The organism is Streptomyces sp. 378 (genome assembly GCF_030124145.1).
GTDB lineage: Bacteria > Actinomycetota > Actinomycetes > Streptomycetales > Streptomycetaceae > Streptomyces.
Genome location: NZ_JASKMS010000016.1, coordinates 1 through 14,696 on the forward strand (window position 1 = coordinate 1; position 14,696 = coordinate 14,696).

14 protein-coding genes are annotated in these 14,696 nt (G+C 73.4%); 4 read left to right on the forward strand and 10 right to left on the reverse strand.

Annotation, left to right across the window (positions count from 1 at the left end; all coding sequences use genetic code 11):
- Positions 1 to 582: 582 nt before the first annotated feature.
- Positions 583 to 2,625 carry a HelD family protein gene (locus tag QNO09_RS21510; protein ID WP_283971855.1) on the reverse strand — a complete coding sequence of 681 codons (2,043 nt, stop codon included), beginning with the start codon at positions 2,623 to 2,625 and terminating at the stop codon, positions 583 to 585.
- A gap of 289 nt (positions 2,626 to 2,914) precedes the next feature.
- Between QNO09_RS21510 and QNO09_RS21515 the strand changes: the two genes are divergently transcribed.
- Positions 2,915 to 3,103, forward strand: a complete 189-nt coding sequence (locus QNO09_RS21515; protein WP_283971856.1) for a hypothetical protein — start codon at positions 2,915 to 2,917, stop codon at positions 3,101 to 3,103.
- 19 nt (positions 3,104 to 3,122) lie between these two features.
- On the opposite strand, the gene QNO09_RS21520 is transcribed toward QNO09_RS21515, so the two are convergent.
- From QNO09_RS21520 to QNO09_RS21535, 4 genes are all read right to left on the reverse strand, one after another.
- Entirely contained in the window at positions 3,123 to 4,766 is a 1,644-nt protein-coding gene (locus QNO09_RS21520; protein ID WP_283971857.1) for a DNA repair helicase XPB, read from the reverse strand.
- Positions 4,767 to 5,069: 303 nt separating this feature from the next.
- Complete coding sequence (locus QNO09_RS21525; RefSeq protein ID WP_283971858.1) at positions 5,070 to 5,249, reverse strand: hypothetical protein; 180 nt, start codon at positions 5,247 to 5,249, stop codon at positions 5,070 to 5,072.
- Positions 5,250 to 5,347: 98 nt separating this feature from the next.
- Positions 5,348 to 5,479 (reverse strand): hypothetical protein, encoded by a 132-nt coding sequence (locus QNO09_RS21530; RefSeq protein ID WP_283971859.1) that lies wholly within the window; start codon positions 5,477 to 5,479, stop codon positions 5,348 to 5,350.
- Positions 5,480 to 5,647: 168 nt separating this feature from the next.
- Positions 5,648 to 8,188 (reverse strand): helicase-associated domain-containing protein, encoded by a 2,541-nt coding sequence (locus QNO09_RS21535; protein ID WP_283971860.1) that lies wholly within the window; start codon positions 8,186 to 8,188, stop codon positions 5,648 to 5,650.
- Positions 8,189 to 8,340: 152 nt separating this feature from the next.
- Here QNO09_RS21535 and QNO09_RS21540 point away from each other — a divergent pair, with 152 nt between their 5' ends.
- A complete protein-coding gene (locus QNO09_RS21540) occupies positions 8,341 to 9,327 on the forward strand; it encodes a hypothetical protein (RefSeq protein ID WP_283971861.1) in 987 nt (328 codons plus the stop codon).
- A 154-nt stretch (positions 9,328 to 9,481) separates the two neighbouring features.
- Positions 9,482 to 10,114 carry an HAD family hydrolase gene (locus tag QNO09_RS21545; RefSeq protein ID WP_283971862.1) on the forward strand — a complete coding sequence of 211 codons (633 nt, stop codon included), beginning with the start codon at positions 9,482 to 9,484 and terminating at the stop codon, positions 10,112 to 10,114.
- Here QNO09_RS21545 and QNO09_RS21550 read toward each other — a convergent pair.
- The gene (locus QNO09_RS21550) at positions 10,093 to 10,341 is read right to left on the reverse strand and encodes a hypothetical protein (protein WP_283971863.1); all 249 of its coding nucleotides are present in this window, start codon (positions 10,339 to 10,341) and stop codon (positions 10,093 to 10,095) included. The genes QNO09_RS21545 and QNO09_RS21550 overlap by 22 nt on opposite strands.
- 165 nt (positions 10,342 to 10,506) lie before the next feature.
- Here QNO09_RS21550 and QNO09_RS21555 point away from each other — a divergent pair, with 165 nt between their 5' ends.
- Positions 10,507 to 10,890 (forward strand): cold-shock protein, encoded by a 384-nt coding sequence (locus QNO09_RS21555; protein WP_282574310.1) that lies wholly within the window; start codon positions 10,507 to 10,509, stop codon positions 10,888 to 10,890.
- Between the two features lie 2 nt (positions 10,891 to 10,892).
- On the opposite strand, the gene QNO09_RS21560 is transcribed toward QNO09_RS21555, so the two are convergent.
- The 4 genes from QNO09_RS21560 to QNO09_RS21575 all read right to left on the reverse strand — a co-directional run bounded on the left by QNO09_RS21560 (position 10,893) and on the right by QNO09_RS21575 (position 14,438).
- Positions 10,893 to 11,741 (reverse strand): 1,4-dihydroxy-6-naphtoate synthase, encoded by an 849-nt coding sequence (locus QNO09_RS21560; RefSeq protein ID WP_283971864.1) that lies wholly within the window; start codon positions 11,739 to 11,741, stop codon positions 10,893 to 10,895.
- Entirely contained in the window at positions 11,731 to 12,486 is a 756-nt protein-coding gene (locus QNO09_RS21565; RefSeq protein WP_283971865.1) for a futalosine hydrolase, read from the reverse strand. Before QNO09_RS21565 ends, QNO09_RS21560 begins: the two co-directional genes overlap by 11 nt.
- On the reverse strand, positions 12,456 to 12,929 hold the full coding sequence (locus QNO09_RS21570; protein WP_283971866.1) for a DUF2771 domain-containing protein: 474 nt from the start codon (positions 12,927 to 12,929) through the stop codon (positions 12,456 to 12,458). Before QNO09_RS21570 ends, QNO09_RS21565 begins: the two co-directional genes overlap by 31 nt.
- Positions 12,930 to 13,004: 75 nt before the next feature.
- Entirely contained in the window at positions 13,005 to 14,438 is a 1,434-nt protein-coding gene (locus QNO09_RS21575; RefSeq protein WP_283971867.1) for an MFS transporter, read from the reverse strand.
- Positions 14,439 to 14,696 lie beyond the last annotated feature (258 nt).

The window sequence follows — 14,696 nt, forward strand, 5'->3', positions numbered from 1 at the left end:
GAGGGGGACTCGGGGTCGGGGTTGGTGGCGGGTGGGTTCGCGGCCCGGTGGTGCGGGGTGTGGTGGGCGCGGTCTGAGGGGGACTCGGGGTCGGGGTTGGTGGCGGGTGGGTTCGCGGCCCGGTGGTGCGGGGTGTGGTGGGCGCGGTCTGAGGGGGACTCGGGGTCGGGGTTGGTGGCGGGTGGGTTCGCGGCCCGGTGGTGCGGGGTGTGGTGGGCGCGGTCTGAGGGGGACTCGGGGTCGGGGTTGGTGGCGGGTGGGTTCGCGGCCCGGTGGTGCGGGGTGTGGCGGGCGCCGTCTGACGGGCCCGGAGGTGCGGGGGGTGGTGGACGCCGCTGACGGGCCCGTTCCGCAGCGGCGGCGGGGGCACGTTTCGGCGCGACTCTCGGGCACTCGGGGTCGGGGCCGGTGGCGGGTCGGTTCGCGGCCCGGTGGTGCGGGGTGTGGTGGGCGCCGTCTGAGGAGGGCTCGGGGTCGGGTTCGCGGCCCGGGCGCCGGATGCCCTCCGCAAGCCCTCCGCTTCGCCGGAGCAGGGGCCCCGCGGGCACCCGTGCCTCCCCCGGCGGCACGGGCGCCCGCGGCTCAGGCGAGCAGTTGTGGCGGCAGCGGGGCCGTGTGGGTGACCGTCAGGCCTGACACCGCCCTCGTCAGCGCCACGTACAGGCGGCGCAAGCCCGTCCGTTCGTCCGGTTCGCCGTCGACCACCGCCCCCGGCTCGTCCAGGACGACGTAGTCGTACTCCAGACCCTTCGCGAGTGACGCGGGAACCAGGGTCAGGCGGGTCTCCCGGGTGGTCTCCTCACCGGGGCCGAGGTACGGGATCCCGGCCTGCTCCAGCGCCTCGGCGAGCTCCGGGACGCGGACGTCCGCCGCGATCAGGCCCGTCGAGCCCTCGTGGCGCAGCCACGCGCGGCAGGCGTCGACCACCTCCGACGCGGCGGAGACCGGCCGGACCTCGAAGTGGCCCGGGTTCTCACGGATCGACACCACCGGGGTGAGGCCCGGGGCGATGTGCGGGAGCAGCCGGGAGGCGTAGGCGATGACGTCCGTCGGGACGCGGAATCCGGCCGTCAGCTCCTCCACCAGCGCGTCCGGCTTGCCCAGGTGGGCCAGCGCCTCTTGCCAGCCGCGGGTCGCCCACGGTGTGGTCCCCTGCGCCAGGTCGCCGAGGACGGTCGCGCTGCCGGTCGTGCAGCGGCGGCCCACCGCCCGGTACTGCATGGGGGACAGGTCCTGCGCCTCGTCGAGCACGACATGACCGAGGGAGTGCGTGCGCCGGATCAGGTCGGTGGCCTCGTCGATCAGGACGGCGTCCGCCGCCGACCACCGGGCCGACTTCACGCTGCGCGCCGGCTTCGCCCAGAGGATCGCCTTCTGCTCGTCCTCGTCGAGAATTCCCTCGGCGTGCTCGGCGAGGAACTCCGCGTCCGACAGCAGCCGCAGCACCAGTTTCGCCGGGTCGACCGCCGGCCAGACCGCCTTGACCGCCGCCTTGACCGCGCTGTCGCGGGCGACCGCGTCCTGCACCCGGTCGTCCGGCGCCTCACCCGAGCGCTCCATCTGCACCAGCACGGCGTGCGCGACGCGCTGCGGCAGGGCCTCGCGGGCGGCACCGTAGCGGATGTCGCGGTCGAGCAACTCGCGGACGATGCCCTGCAGTTCGTACGCCGGGACCCGCCGGCGGCGCGAGCCGCGCACCACCATGACCGGCTCGGTGGGCATCGTGACGTGCGCGTAGAGGGCCCGGCGCAGCACCCGCGCCAGCCGGGCGTCGCCCTTGACGACCGCGGCCGCCGCGTCGTCCGTGCCCTTGATCTCGACGTGGGACACGAGGTCGTCGACGGTGGCCTGCTGCACCGTCAGCTCGCCCAGCGCGGGCAGCACTTGCTCGATGTAGTGCAGGAAGGACCGGTTCGGCCCGATGACCAGGGTGCCGGTGCGGGCGAGGCGCTCCCGGTGGGCGTAGAGGAGGTAGGCCACCCGGTGCAGACCGACGGCGGTCTTCCCGGTGCCCGGACCCCCTTGGACGCACACCGTGCCCGAGAGGCCGGAGCGGACGATCTCGTCCTGCTCCGGCTGGATCGTCGCGACGATGTCCCGCATCGGCCCGACGCGCGGCCGTTCGATCTCCTGCTGGAGGAACCGGCTCGTCCGCGCGGTCTCCTCCGGGTCCGACAGGTGCTCGTCCTCGTAGGCGGTGAGGTCGCCGCCGGTGTAGCCGAAGCGGCGGCGCAGCGCGATGTCCATCGGGTCCTTCTTGGAGGCCCGGTAGAACGCCTGCGAGACCGGGGCGCGCCAGTCGATGACCATCGGGTCGCCGTCCTGGTCGTGCACATGCCGCCGCCCGATGTAGAAGCGCTCCCCTTCCGCGCCCTCCGCCTCCCCCGCGCCGGGGGCGTGCAGGTAGTCGAGCCGGCCGAAGAACAGCGGGGTGTCGCTGAGATCGGCCAGGGCCTTGATGCGCTCCTCGATCTGGTGAGCCAGTACCTCGGCGTTGACCCAGTTCGCGGTGACGTCGCTGATGTCGAGGGCCTCGACGTCCTCGCGCATGGCACGCAGGGCGGAACGGGACGCGGAGAGGTGGGAGCGCTCACGCGCGAGAGGGTCGTGGACGGGCGTGGACAAGGGGGTGCCTCCGGAGGGACCTGCCGAGAGTGGTCGGTGACGAGCCGGCCGGTTTCCGTCCGGTCGGCGGCGCTCCATGAGGGAGGCGGGCAAGAGCGGAGATCCTAGAGGAGCGGGGCCGGCCGCCGCCAACGGTTTTCTCGGAGCCCTTCCCCTCATCCCCCACCCCCTAGGGGATGGCCCCTCCTCCCTGAGGGGTGCGGGTCGGCCCAGGGGCGTATGCGGGCCGCCGCAAGGTTCGGTCCCGAGACCGACGCGGACTTTACAGGCCGAATCGCACCATGGAGACATGAGCGCAGCAACCATCCACCCCGCCCCGGCACCGGGCCGCCCGCACGGCGCCACCGCCGTGGCGGGCAGCCACCGCCACCGTCTCGGCGATGCCCTGCGCGCCGTCAAGGTCTTCGCGGGCGCCGCCTTCGACGTGGTCATCCTCGGTCAGTACGGAGAGGAAGTCGGCGTGGTCCGCCGCAAGTGAGCGGACCGGCCGGGCGCCGTCAGCTCTCCGCGAGCAGCTCGTCCGCGTCCATGATCCGGTACGCGTACCCCTGTTCCGCCAGGAAGCGCTGGCGGTGGGCCGCGAAGTCCTGGTCGACGGTGTCCCGGGCGACCACCGAGTAGAAGTGCGCCTGGTGCCCGTCCGACTTGGGGCGCAGGACCCGGCCGAGGCGCTGGGCCTCCTCCTGCCGGGAGCCGAAGGTGCCCGAGACCTGGATCGCGACCGTCGCCTCCGGCAGGTCGATCGAGAAGTTCGCGACCTTGGACACGACGAGCACGCTGATCTCGCCCTGGCGGAAGGCTTCGAAGAGCTTCTCCCGCTGCGCGTTCGACGTCTCGCCCTTGATCACGGGCGCCCCGAGGTGCTCGCCGAGCTCGTCGAGCTGGTCGATGTACTGGCCGATGACGAGGATCTGCTGCCCGGCGAAGCGGCGGACGATGGCCTCCGTGACCTTCCGCTTGGTCGCGGTCGTCGCACAGAAGCGGTACTTCTCCTCCGTCTCCGCCGTGGCGTACGCGAGCCGCTCGGAGTCGGTCAGATTGACCCGGACCTCCACGCAGTCGGCGGGCGCGATGTAGCCCTGCGCCTCGATCTCCTTCCACGGCGCGTCGAACCGCTTGGGGCCGATCAGCGAGAACACGTCCGACTCGCGGCCGTCCTCCCGGACCAGGGTGGCGGTCAGACCGAGCCGCCGCCGTGCCTGGAGGTCGGCGGTGAACTTGAAGACCGGCGCGGGCAGCAGGTGCACCTCGTCGTAGACGATCAGCCCCCAGTCCCGCGAGTCGAACAGCTCCAGGTGCGGGTAGACGCCCTTCCGCCGGGTCGTCAGCACCTGGTAGGTCGCGATCGTGACGGGCCGGATCTCCTTCCGCGTCCCGCTGTACTCACCGATCTCGTCCTCGGTGAGCGACGTCCGCTTCACCAGCTCGTGCTTCCACTGCCGGGCGGAGACGGTGTTCGTGACGAGGATGAGGGTGGTCGACTTCGCCTGGGCCATCGAACCGGCCCCGACCAGGGTCTTCCCGGCGCCGCAGGGCAGCACGACGACGCCCGACCCGCCGTGCCAGAAGTTCTCCACGGCCTGCTTCTGGTACGGCCGGAGCGCCCAGCCGTCCTCGGCCAGCTCGATCTCGTGCGCCTCGCCGTCGACGTACCCGGCGAGGTCCTCGGCCGGCCAGCCCAGCTTGAGCAGCGTCTGCTTGATCTGGCCGCGCTCGGAGGGGTGCACCACGACCGTGTCCGGGTCGATCCGGGCGCCGACCAGGGGCATGACCCGCTTCGACCGCAGGATCTCCTCCAGCACCGGGCGGTCGGTGGTGGTCAGGACCAGGCCGTGCGCCGGGTGCTTGGAGAGGGTGAGACGGCCGTAGCGGTCCATCGTCTCGGCGATGTCGACGAGCAGCGCGTGCGGCACCGGGTAGCGGCTGTACTGCACGAGCGCGTCCACGACCTGCTCGGCGTCATGGCCCGCCGCGCGGGCGTTCCACAGGCCCAGCGGGGTCACACGGTAGGTGTGGATGTGCTCCGGCGCCCGCTCCAGTTCCGCGAACGGGGCGATGACCCGGCGGCAGTCGTCGGCCTGCTCGTGGTCGACTTCCAGGAGCAGGGTCTTGTCGGACTGGACGATCAGCGGACCATTCACGCGCGGCACCCTTTCTGTGGCCGGAGGGCTCGGACGGCTCGACAGCGCGACGCCTCGGCCAAACGTCCAGTGTGCCTGATCGACCGCGCCGGGTGGTGTGATCTGCGCGTCCGGTCGTACTGAATGCCTATTCATCCCAACGTGTGGTGTGAATTCAGTTTTTCCGGTCCGGCCCCGAAGAATGGCGCGGGTGCAGAACCCGACGACCACCACGCTCGGATACGCCCTGTTCGCCACCCGCTGGCTCCAGGCCCCGCTGCACTTCGGGCTCGCTGGAGGGCGACAGCTACCGGACGCGCCGCGCTACTTCAGCATGGGCAGACTGACGTTCTGGACCAGCGGGCCCTCGATGGTGACCCCCTCGGTGACCAGCGGCGCCGCACCGGCGACCGGCAGGGGCAGCGGCGGCGCGGCGGCACAGGGCCAGGACACCCCCATCAGCGCGACGGCACAGAGGGCGACGGCGGGCAGCTTCTCACGCATGGGTACGACGAGGCCTTTCACGGGCTGGCGGACGAGGAACACCCCCCCGGGCCGGCCCGGGGACCCCGGAGCCGGCCCGACGCGGGGGCGGGAACGGATCAGATGTGCGGTGTCTCCAGGACGAGGCCGGCGACGTCGATGCTCACCGCGGAGGCCGGGGTGGCGAGCCCACCGAACGTCATGAGGGCGGCGGTGGCGAGGACGGCGGCGACTCGACGGACAGCGCGCATGCGGGGGACTTCCTTTCGTGAGGCTCACAGGACACCCGGTGGCTGCCCCGGCCCGCACGGCGTGACGCGGCACGCCCGGGAAGGTCGCCCGAGCGTGGGACATCCCCGGCGTGGCGTGCATGAACGCCCGCCTGTACCCGAACGGGTGACACGGCCGGTGAGGGGCCGTCAGTCCCCGTCGTCGGCGAGTTCCGCGACCCCGGTGATCCGGTGCAGCGGGTACGTACGGACCTCGTCCGCGGTGTGGTCGTAGGCCGTGACGAAGCCGCCCTCGACGCGGACCGGGGCGATGACCCGCTGGCTGGCGGCCCCCTCGGCGTTGACGTAGCCGATCCACAGGGCCTCTCCGGTGAGCACGGCGGCCTGCATGGTGGCGAGGGTCTCGGCGGCACCGGTGCGGGGCGGCTCCCCGTCGAGCGCCGGGGCGGTGCCGGGCTTGCGCGGGGTGGTGGAGGCGAGGTCACCGGCCCGGATGGCGCGCAGCGCGGCCGCGAGGAGGGTGTCGTCGGGCGTCGGCGGGCCGTCCGGCACCGGCTCGGGCGCGGTGCGGGGCGGGGTGCGGTGGGCCAGGGCGCGGGTGATCAGCACATCGCCCTCGGCGGACTCGGCGGCCGGCGCGAAGCCCATCGCCCGCAGGCCTTCCAACAGTCCGGACGGGTCGGCCTGCGCGGCCAGCACGGTCGGCGCGAGCCGGCGCAGCCCGAGTCCGGCGGCCCGTTTGTCGGCGAGGATCTCGTTGAGCACCGCGTCGTCGTCGCAGCGCACGTACGCCGAGGCCGCGCCGACGCGCAGATGGCCGTGCCGCCGGGCCACGTCGTCGATCAGGTAGGCGAGCGGCTGCGGCACGGGTGTGCGGGAGTGCGCGGCGAGAAAGGCGTGCAGGTCGGATGCGGCCTGCCCGGCGTCCAGTGCCCTCCGCACCGAGCCGGGCGTGAACCGGTACACGGTGGCCCCGCCCTTGGACTCGACGTCCGCCAGTACGCCCAGCATGTCCGCGAGGGGCCGCCGCAGCGGCCCGGGCGCCACCGCCGTCAGGTCGGCCTGGAGCAGCACGTGGTCCAGCGGCTCGGGCAGCAGCGGCGCGAGCAGCCGGGCCGCCGCGGCGGAGGCGACGGCCTGTTCGGCGGGGGAGAGGGGAGTGAGCGGGGTGGGGCGGTGATGGTGGTGGACGGGCAGTTTGTCGCCCGGCCCGACGGGCTCCGCCTCCGGGCTCTTCGCGGGAGCCGCGGGCGCGCCCAGCAGGGTCCGGCCCTGGGCCGACAGCGCGCCCCGTCCCGTGACGCCCAGCAGCTCCGCCTCGGACAGGGCCCATTCGGCGAGCCGGCCGCGCGGGTCGTCCTCGCGCCGGTCGCCGCGCAGGGGCCGCTCCCAGCGCAGCCGGGCCAGCACCGACCCGGCTGCCGGAGCGGCGCCCTCGGGCAGCCCGGCCAGCAGCGTCAGCACCCGGTGCCGCACCTCGGGCGCCGCCGAACGGTCCAGGCCCGGCCCGAGCGCCGACAACGTACGGTCCTTCGCGTCCCGCCCGCCCACCAGACCGGCCGTGCGGGTCGCCGCGAGCCACGCCGTGACCAGCCGGGACCAGCGCTCGGCGGCGGGCAGCTCCCGCCACTCGTCGTACGCCGGGGTCGCCGCGTACCGCTCGTCGGCCTCGCCGTCCGAGGCGATCAGACCGGCCGCGTACGCCAGTTCCACCCAGAACGCGGCGACGGGCTCCGATACGTCGAGGGCGACGGCGGTCCGCTTCAGGTCCCGCACGCTGAGCCCACCGGCCCGCAGCACCGCCGGTCCGCCCTCGTCCCAGTCCTTCAGCAGCTCCTCGACGGTCGCGAGCGCGGTGTACGCCTGCCCGGCCGCGGTGCTGTCCACAACCTGTGGACGATGCGTGGCCGCCACCTCGACCACCGGCGGCACCGGCTCGGGCGTCCGGTGCGCCAGGCCCCGCCGCAGGTGCAGGGCGACCTCGCGCGGCAGGACGACCGTCCCGGGCGCCGTCGGCAGCAGCAGCCCCCGGTCCAGCAGCCAGCGCAGCCGGGGCGCCGGATCGGCGGTGACCTGCCCGTACGGCGGCCCCCACACCAGGCGTTCCAGTACCTCCAGGGAGTCGGCCGGGGCCCCGGCGAGCAGCGCGGCCATCCGGGCCCGGTCCGTGAACAGCCCGGCCAGGGCGGTCACCGCGGAGACCGCGTCGTGCGTCGAGGGCAGACCGGCGGCCGTGACGATCTCCTGGATCCGTCCCGGGGACATTCCGGCGGTGGCCTCCTGGACCGTCGGGCCGAGCCCGGTCGGCGAGGGGTGCTGCGGCGAGGGGGCCAGCAGCTCACGCGCCGTGCGGACCAGCCGCAGCCGGTCGTCGCCGCCCCACACCAGGGCCTGTTCGCGCAGGCCGTCCAGGGCGTGCGGCAGGGCCGCGACGACGGCGGGGGCGGCGTCGTCCCCGGCCATGAGTGCGAGCAGTTCGCCGTAGGTCGCCGGGTCCGCCGCCACGGCCAGCGCCTCCGCCGTCTGCAGGGCGAACCGGTCCAGCCGCTCCAGGGCCCGCACCACCGAGGCACGGGTGCCGGCGCGGGTCGCGAGCTGGGTGAGGTCGGTGGGGACGGGCGTGATGAGATCCGGGCGGCTGCGCAGGAGCGCGCCCAGCGAAGCGTCGCCCCGCGCGCGGAGCTCTTCCGCGAGGGAGCGGGGGGCCGGGGGCCTGTCCTCGGTGCTCATCCGGTCCACGGTAGCGGGTCGCCTCCCCGGGCCGGGCCGAGCGTGCGCGGCCCCGTCCCCGAACGCGGTACGGGCTTTTGGCGGCCTCGCGGGCACTCGCGGTACCGTCGTGCGACGGCGTCACGCAACGCACCCGCCCCGGAGGGGACTTCGTGGGGATTGAGAGCGACCAGGTCGTTTACGAGTATCTGAGCCGCGTCGGCGACGTGGCCCAGCAGCGGCAGTTGTCGTCGGCCACCCGTATGCGCCTGGTCGCGGACCTGCGCAACGAGATCGACAAGCGCCGTGCGAAGGCCACCGTCGACTCGCCCGCCGCCGTCCGCCGCATCCTGTCCCGGCTGGGCAGCCCCGACGACGTCGTGACCGCGGCAGCGGGCGGCACGGCGGGTGAGCCGCGCAGTGCCGCCCCCGCCTCCGTCCCCGTGCAGCGCGACGCCGAGCCGGAGGAGCGGACGAAGGGCGTCCTGCGGCGCGTCGTACCGCGCCCCCGCCCGGCGCGGCAGGCCGAGGAGCCGCACCCCGCGCCCTTCGACGGCCCGGCCCCGCCGCACCTGGCCGCCGGGCACGAGCTCGGGGACAGTGCCGTCCAGCCGGACTGGTGGCGGGTGGACAGCGGCCCGTTCGGCGTCGGGGACGAGGTGCCGGGGTTCGTGGGCGGTGTGGAGCTGCCGGACCTGCTGAAGCCGCCGGCGCCGCGCAAGGCGGAGCAGGACACGGCCGCCGGGGAAGCGGCCCCGGTCGTCGAGGTGGCCGAGGTGACCGAGGAGCGGGGGCGTCGCCGTCTCCCGCGCCTTCCCGCCGGAAACTGGAGCAACCCGCTCCTGCTGATCGCCGCCGCACTCCTCGTGGCCGGTGCCGTGCTCGGCAACTGGTTCGTCCTCCTGCTCGGCTGGCTCATCGCCTACGCCTCCCGCCGCCTGAGCCAGGCCGAGACGAAGTGGGCGGTCGTGATCCTGCCGGGCCTCTCCGTGGCGGGGGGCCTGATGTGGCTGTGGGGCCGGATGAACGGCCGCTGGGGCACCCCGATCGCCGAGGGCCAGATGAACGCCGCGGTGGCGGAGACCTGGCCGTGGGTGGTGCGGGGAGCGGCGGTGGCGTCGGCGCTGTTCCTGGTGTGGCGCTCCCAGCGCTCGCGCTAGGCCCCTTCTGATGGATCTCCGCGGCGTCGCGACGCCCGGCACGCACGCTCGCCGCACCGAACGCCGCTCCTTCTCCCACGGAGATCCATCAGAAGGGGCCCGCCGGTCGCGGGGGGACGTCTGCCGTTCGAACCGCCTGGGCACAATGGCCCCCATGGCCTCGATGACCCCGCCCGCGCTGACCGTCGGCTTCGACCTCGACATGACCCTGATCGACTCCCGCCCCGGCATCCGCGCCTGCTACCGGGCGCTGTCCGAGCGGACGGGGACGTACGTCGACGCCGACCTCGCGGTCACGCGGCTCGGGCCGCCGCTGGCGGAGGAGCTGATCAACTGGTTCCCGGCCGAGGAGGTCGCGGCCGTGGCGGACCTGTACCGGGAGATGTACCCGACGATCGCCATCACCGCGACCCCGGCGCTGACCGGCGCCCGGGAGGCCATAGCGGCCGTACGGGAGGCCGGGGGACGCGCGATCGTCGTCACCGCCAAGTACGAGCCCAACGCCGAACTGCACCTCGCCCACCTCGGCATCGAGCCCGACGCCGTCATCGGCGACCTGTGGGCCGAGCAGAAGGCGGAGGCCCTGCGTGAGCACGACGCGGGCGTCTACGTCGGCGACCACGTCGGGGACGTGCGCGGCGCCCGGGCGGCCGGGGCCCTCTCGGTCGCGGTGGCCACCGGTCCCTGCCCTCCGGCGGAACTGCGCGCGGCGGGCGCGGACGTCGTTCTCACCGATCTGACCGAATTCCCGGGGTGGCTTTCGGACTACCGTCCCGCGCGCGCCTGACGCCGGCCCGCCGCCACGGAACGCAGCACTCCCGCACCGGCCATCAGGAATCCGACCGCCATGAGCATGCTCAATCCGAACATGTACGTCGGAAAGGGCTCCGTCCCGAGAAACAGCGGGGCGAGGGTGACCAGAGTGGCCAGGGCACCGAGGAAGAAGACGACGGCTCCGGCACGGACCAGGCGGTCGCCGGGAGCGGCGGAATTCGTTTGGGTTTTGTCACGCACCCGACCAGGGTAGTTCCCAGCGCGAAGGGAACAACCGGGTGACGTCTTGTCACCGGCTGCAAGACCATTAGCCTGGGTACCGGCGGGTCCGTACGACCCGCCCGAGTGCTATCAAGAGCCGTTTCCAGAAGCAGTTTTCCGACGAGTACGAGGACGAGGACAGACATGCCCACCGGCAAGGTCAAGTGGTTCAACGGCGAGAAGGGCTTCGGCTTTCTCTCCCGCGACGACGGCGGTGACGTCTTCGTCCATTCCTCGGTCCTCCCCGCCGGAGTCGAGACGCTCAAGCCGGGTCAGCGCGTGGAGTTCGGTGTCGTCGCCGGGCAGCGCGGCGACCAGGCGCTGTCCCTGACGATCCTGGACCCGACCCCGTCCGTCGCCGCCGCGACCCGTAAGAAGCCGGACGAGCTGGCCTCCATCGTCCAGGACCTGACGACCCTGCTGGAGAACATCACGCCGATGCTGGAGCGTGGCCGCTACCCCGAGAAGACGGCCGGCAAGAAGATCGCCGGTCTGCTGCGCGCGGTCGCCGACCAGCTGGACGTCTGAGCTCAGGGAAAACGCAGCGCGTCCGGGCCGAGGGGCGGTACGAGTCCCTCGGCAGCCGCGCGGGTCAGCAGTCCGCGTACGGCCGCGTAGCCGTCCTCGCCGAGGTCGGCCGTGAACTCGTTGACGTACAGCCCGATGTGCCGGTCGGCCACGGCCGGGTCCATCTCCTGGGCGTGCTCCATGACGTAGGGTCGGGACACCTCGGGATCGTCCCAGGCGGCGCGCACCGACCTGCGGATGGAGTCGGCCAGCAGCCGCAGCCTCCGCTCGCCCAGCGACCGCTTGGCGATGATCGCGCCCAGCGGGATCGGCAGCCCGGTGGTGTGCTCCCAGTGCTCGCCCATGTCGGCCAGCTGGTGCAGCCCGTAGTCACGGTAGGTGAAGCGCGCCTCGTGGATCACGAGCCCCGCGTCGACCTTCCCGTCCCGCACGGCCGGCATGATCTCGTGGAACGGCATGACGACGATCTCGCCGACCCCGTCGGCCAGCGTGTCCGCGGCCCACAGCCGGAACAGCAGATACGCGGTGGACCTCTCACCGGGCACCGCGACGGTCCGCCCGGTGAGGTCGGCCTCCGCCTCCCGGGTCAGCACCAGCGGCCCGCAGCCCCGCCCCAGCGCGCCCCCGCAGGGCAGCAGGGCGTAGTCGTCGAGGACGTAGGGCAGCACGGCGTACGACACCTTCAGCACGTCGAACTCGCCACGCTCGGCCATGCCGTTGGTGAGGTCGATGTCGGCGAAGGTCACGTCGAGGGCGGGGGCGCCGGGGACGCGGTCGTGGGCGAGGGCGTCGAAGACGAACGTGTCGTTCGGGCAGGGCGAGTACGCGATCTGCAACGGCTCAACGGTCATGCCGGTTCCAACCCTCCAGTACGGGCGTGAGCTTCCCGAATCCCTCGGTCAAGGCCGCCAGGGCGTCCGGGATGCGCCAGGCGGCGCGGTCCCGCGGCCCCACGGGATTGGAGATCGCCCGGATTTCCAGCACGGGCACCCCGTGTGCGGCGGCCGCCTCGGCGACGCCGAAGCCCTCCATGGCCTCGGCCAGGGCGGTGGGGTGCCGTTCCCGCAGCGCGGCGGCCCTGGCGGCCGTGCCGGTCACGGTCGACACGGTGAGCACGGCCCCGGCCCGGGCGCCGGCGGCCTCGGAGACCCGCCGTACGAGATCCGCGGGCGGCCGGTGCCGGACGGTGCCGAACCCGAGCTCGGTGACCGGCACGAACCCGTCCTCGGTCTCGGCCCCCAGATCCGCGGCGACGATCTCGTCGGCGACCACGAGCGATCCCATGGCCGCCTCGGGCAGGAAGCCGCCCCCGATCCCGGCGGACACGACGAGGCCGTAGGGCGTGCCCTTGAGGGCGGCGGCGGTCAGGGCGGAAGCGGTGGAGGCGGCGGCGAGCGCGGGCCCGACACCCACAGCGATCACATCGGTCGTGTGGTGGGCAGTCGTTCCGCCGGGGCGAGGGGGGTGCGGCTTCGGCGACGGCACCCCGAAGGCTTGAGCCACCGCGTCCCTCTCCAGGGAGACAGCGGTGGCCACGAGAACCCGGCCGAGGCCGGCGGGAGCGATCAGGCGTCCTTCTTCAGCTTGAAGTTCCACAGGCCCGACGGGGCCTTGTCGCCCTCCTTGATGGACACCAGCGTCGAGTTGCCCTGCGCGCCGTACTGGGCGTTGAAGAACACGCTGCCCGGAATCGTGCGGTAGGTCTTCGTGCTGGAATCGGTCAGCGGCTGACCGTTCATCAGGATCGTCCAGCCGTTGTCGGCGATCTCGGGGTCGACACCGAAGCGCACGGTCTCGTCGGGGTCGACGGAGATGCTCTTGATGCCCTTGTCCTTCAGGCACTGGGCGAGATCGGACGACTTCAGGGTGTCGCCCTCGCCGCCACAGGTGGCCTCGGTGGTCACCGAGTCGCTGCCCACGGTGACCGTGGCCATCGAGGTCGGCTTCTCACAGGCCGACAGGACGAGCAGTCCGGCGGATACGACGCCGGCGGCGGCGACGGCGCGGCGGCGTCGCACAGCGGATTGCAACGTGTTCATGGGCGAAGGCTATCGGGCCGACGGGTCGCACCGCCCACGCGGGGTACGGCTCCCTGGGAGAACCATCGGAAGGCCCTACGCGACGCGGGCCCGCCCCGTGCCCCCGCGCCGGGCCGAGTCGATCAGTCCCCGTACGGTCGTCAGCCACCCGGCGCCGACGATCGCGGCGCCCACCGCCAGCCCGGCCGTGCCGTTGAGCGGCATCGCGATGCCGACCGCCCCGCCCAGCACCCACGACATCTGCAGCAGCGTCTCGGAGCGTGCGAAGGCGGACGTACGGACGAGTTCGGGCACGTCCCGCTGGATCAGCGCGTCGAGGGAGAGCTTGGCCAGGGCCTGCGCGAACCCGGCGATCGCGGCCAGGCCGGCCATCACGACCGCGCTGAAGAACACCGCGGCCGTGATCGCCGCGCCCGCCACGCACGCCACCACCGTCACGATGATGATCTCCGGCGCCCGCGAGCGCAGCCAGGCCCCCACGGCCGTACCGAGCGCGTTGCCCGCGCCCGCCGACACGCCCACTATCCCCAGGGACACCGCGGCGCTCTGGCCGGAGATCGGGTGCTCGCGCAGCAGGAACGCCAGGAAGAAGATCAGGAACCCGGTCAGGCAGCGGATGGCGGCGTTGGCGGCCAGGGCATGGGTGACGGCCGGGCCCACCGTGCGCAGCCCGGGGCGCTTGACCGGCTTCCGGTGCGGCCCGTGCAGGTGCTGCTCGTCCGCCGCCAGCAGGGCCCGGTCCTCGCCCTTGGCCGAGTCGACCTTCGGCGGCAGTGTGAACGACAGGATCATTCCCGCCACGAAGATCACGAAGGCGCCGTAGAGGGGCCAGCGCGGCCCGATCTGCTGGAGTCCGATGCCGATGGGCGCGGCGATGCCGGTGGCCAGGAGGCCGCCGAGGGTGACGCGCGAGTTGGCCTTCACCAGGGAGAAGCCGGGGGGCAGCAGCCGGGGCACGACGGCGCTTCTGACCACGCCGTACGCCTTCGACGACACGAGGACGCCGAGCGCGGCCGGGTACAGCTCCAGGCCGCCGCCGACGACCGCGCCGGACAGGACGAGCGCGAGCAGCGCCCGGGCCAGCATCGCGCCGGCCATCGCGGCGCGGCGGCCGTGCGGAAGGCGGTCGAGGAGGGGGCCGACGACGGGCGCGAGGAGGGTGAAGGGCGCCATGGTGATGGCGAGGTACAGGGCGACCCGGCCGCGCGCCTCGTCGGTGGGCACCGAGAAGAAGACCGTGGAGGCCAGGGCGACGGTGATCATGACGTCGCCGGCGCCGTTCACCCCGTGCAGTTCGATCAGCTTGCCGAGGCCGGACTCGCCCGCCCCGTGCGCGTGGGTGGCCTTGCGGATACCGCGGGCGGGACCCGTCACCGGCAAACGCAGAGCGCGGCCGACCGCGCGCACGGAGCCGCCCAGACGGCCCGGCCCGCTCGGTCGGCTGCTTCCCTTGACCCCTTTCGACCCACCGGTCCCGGTGGCGCCCGGGGGTGTCTTCGCGGCTGCCACGACGTCATAGTGCCCCGATACGGCCGTGGGTAGTGCCATTACCGCTTGTATAGGGCCTGTGGGGTGACCGTCCGGGGCGTCGGTTCGTGATCGGGTGGGGTCACAACAGGACCGTCGGTGTACGCGAAGTGGGGCGGAAGGGTAGCGTGCGTATCTCAGCCATCCCGCAAAATGGATGAAGGACGTCGACGCGGTCCCCTGGTCCGCTCCGTCCGCCCCCCGCGCCGGGAGTGGCGCACTCGTGAGACGGCGTATGGA

Coding starts and splice junctions, on each gene's coding strand:
- QNO09_RS21515 (WP_283971856.1), top strand. CDS start 2,915: ATGAGCGCAGCAACCATCCACCCCGCCCCGGCACCGGGCCGCCCGCAC.
- QNO09_RS21525 (WP_283971858.1), bottom strand. CDS start 5,249: ATGCGTGAGAAGCTGCCCGCCGTCGCCCTCTGTGCCGTCGCGCTGATG.
- QNO09_RS21530 (WP_283971859.1), bottom strand. CDS start 5,479: ATGCGCGCTGTCCGTCGAGTCGCCGCCGTCCTCGCCACCGCCGCCCTC.
- QNO09_RS21535 (WP_283971860.1), bottom strand. CDS start 8,188: ATGAGCACCGAGGACAGGCCCCCGGCCCCCCGCTCCCTCGCGGAAGAG.
- QNO09_RS21545 (WP_283971862.1), top strand. CDS start 9,482: ATGGCCTCGATGACCCCGCCCGCGCTGACCGTCGGCTTCGACCTCGAC.
- QNO09_RS21555 (WP_282574310.1), top strand. CDS start 10,507: ATGCCCACCGGCAAGGTCAAGTGGTTCAACGGCGAGAAGGGCTTCGGC.
- QNO09_RS21560 (WP_283971864.1), bottom strand. CDS start 11,741: ATGACCGTTGAGCCGTTGCAGATCGCGTACTCGCCCTGCCCGAACGAC.
- QNO09_RS21570 (WP_283971866.1), bottom strand. CDS start 12,929: ATGAACACGTTGCAATCCGCTGTGCGACGCCGCCGCGCCGTCGCCGCC.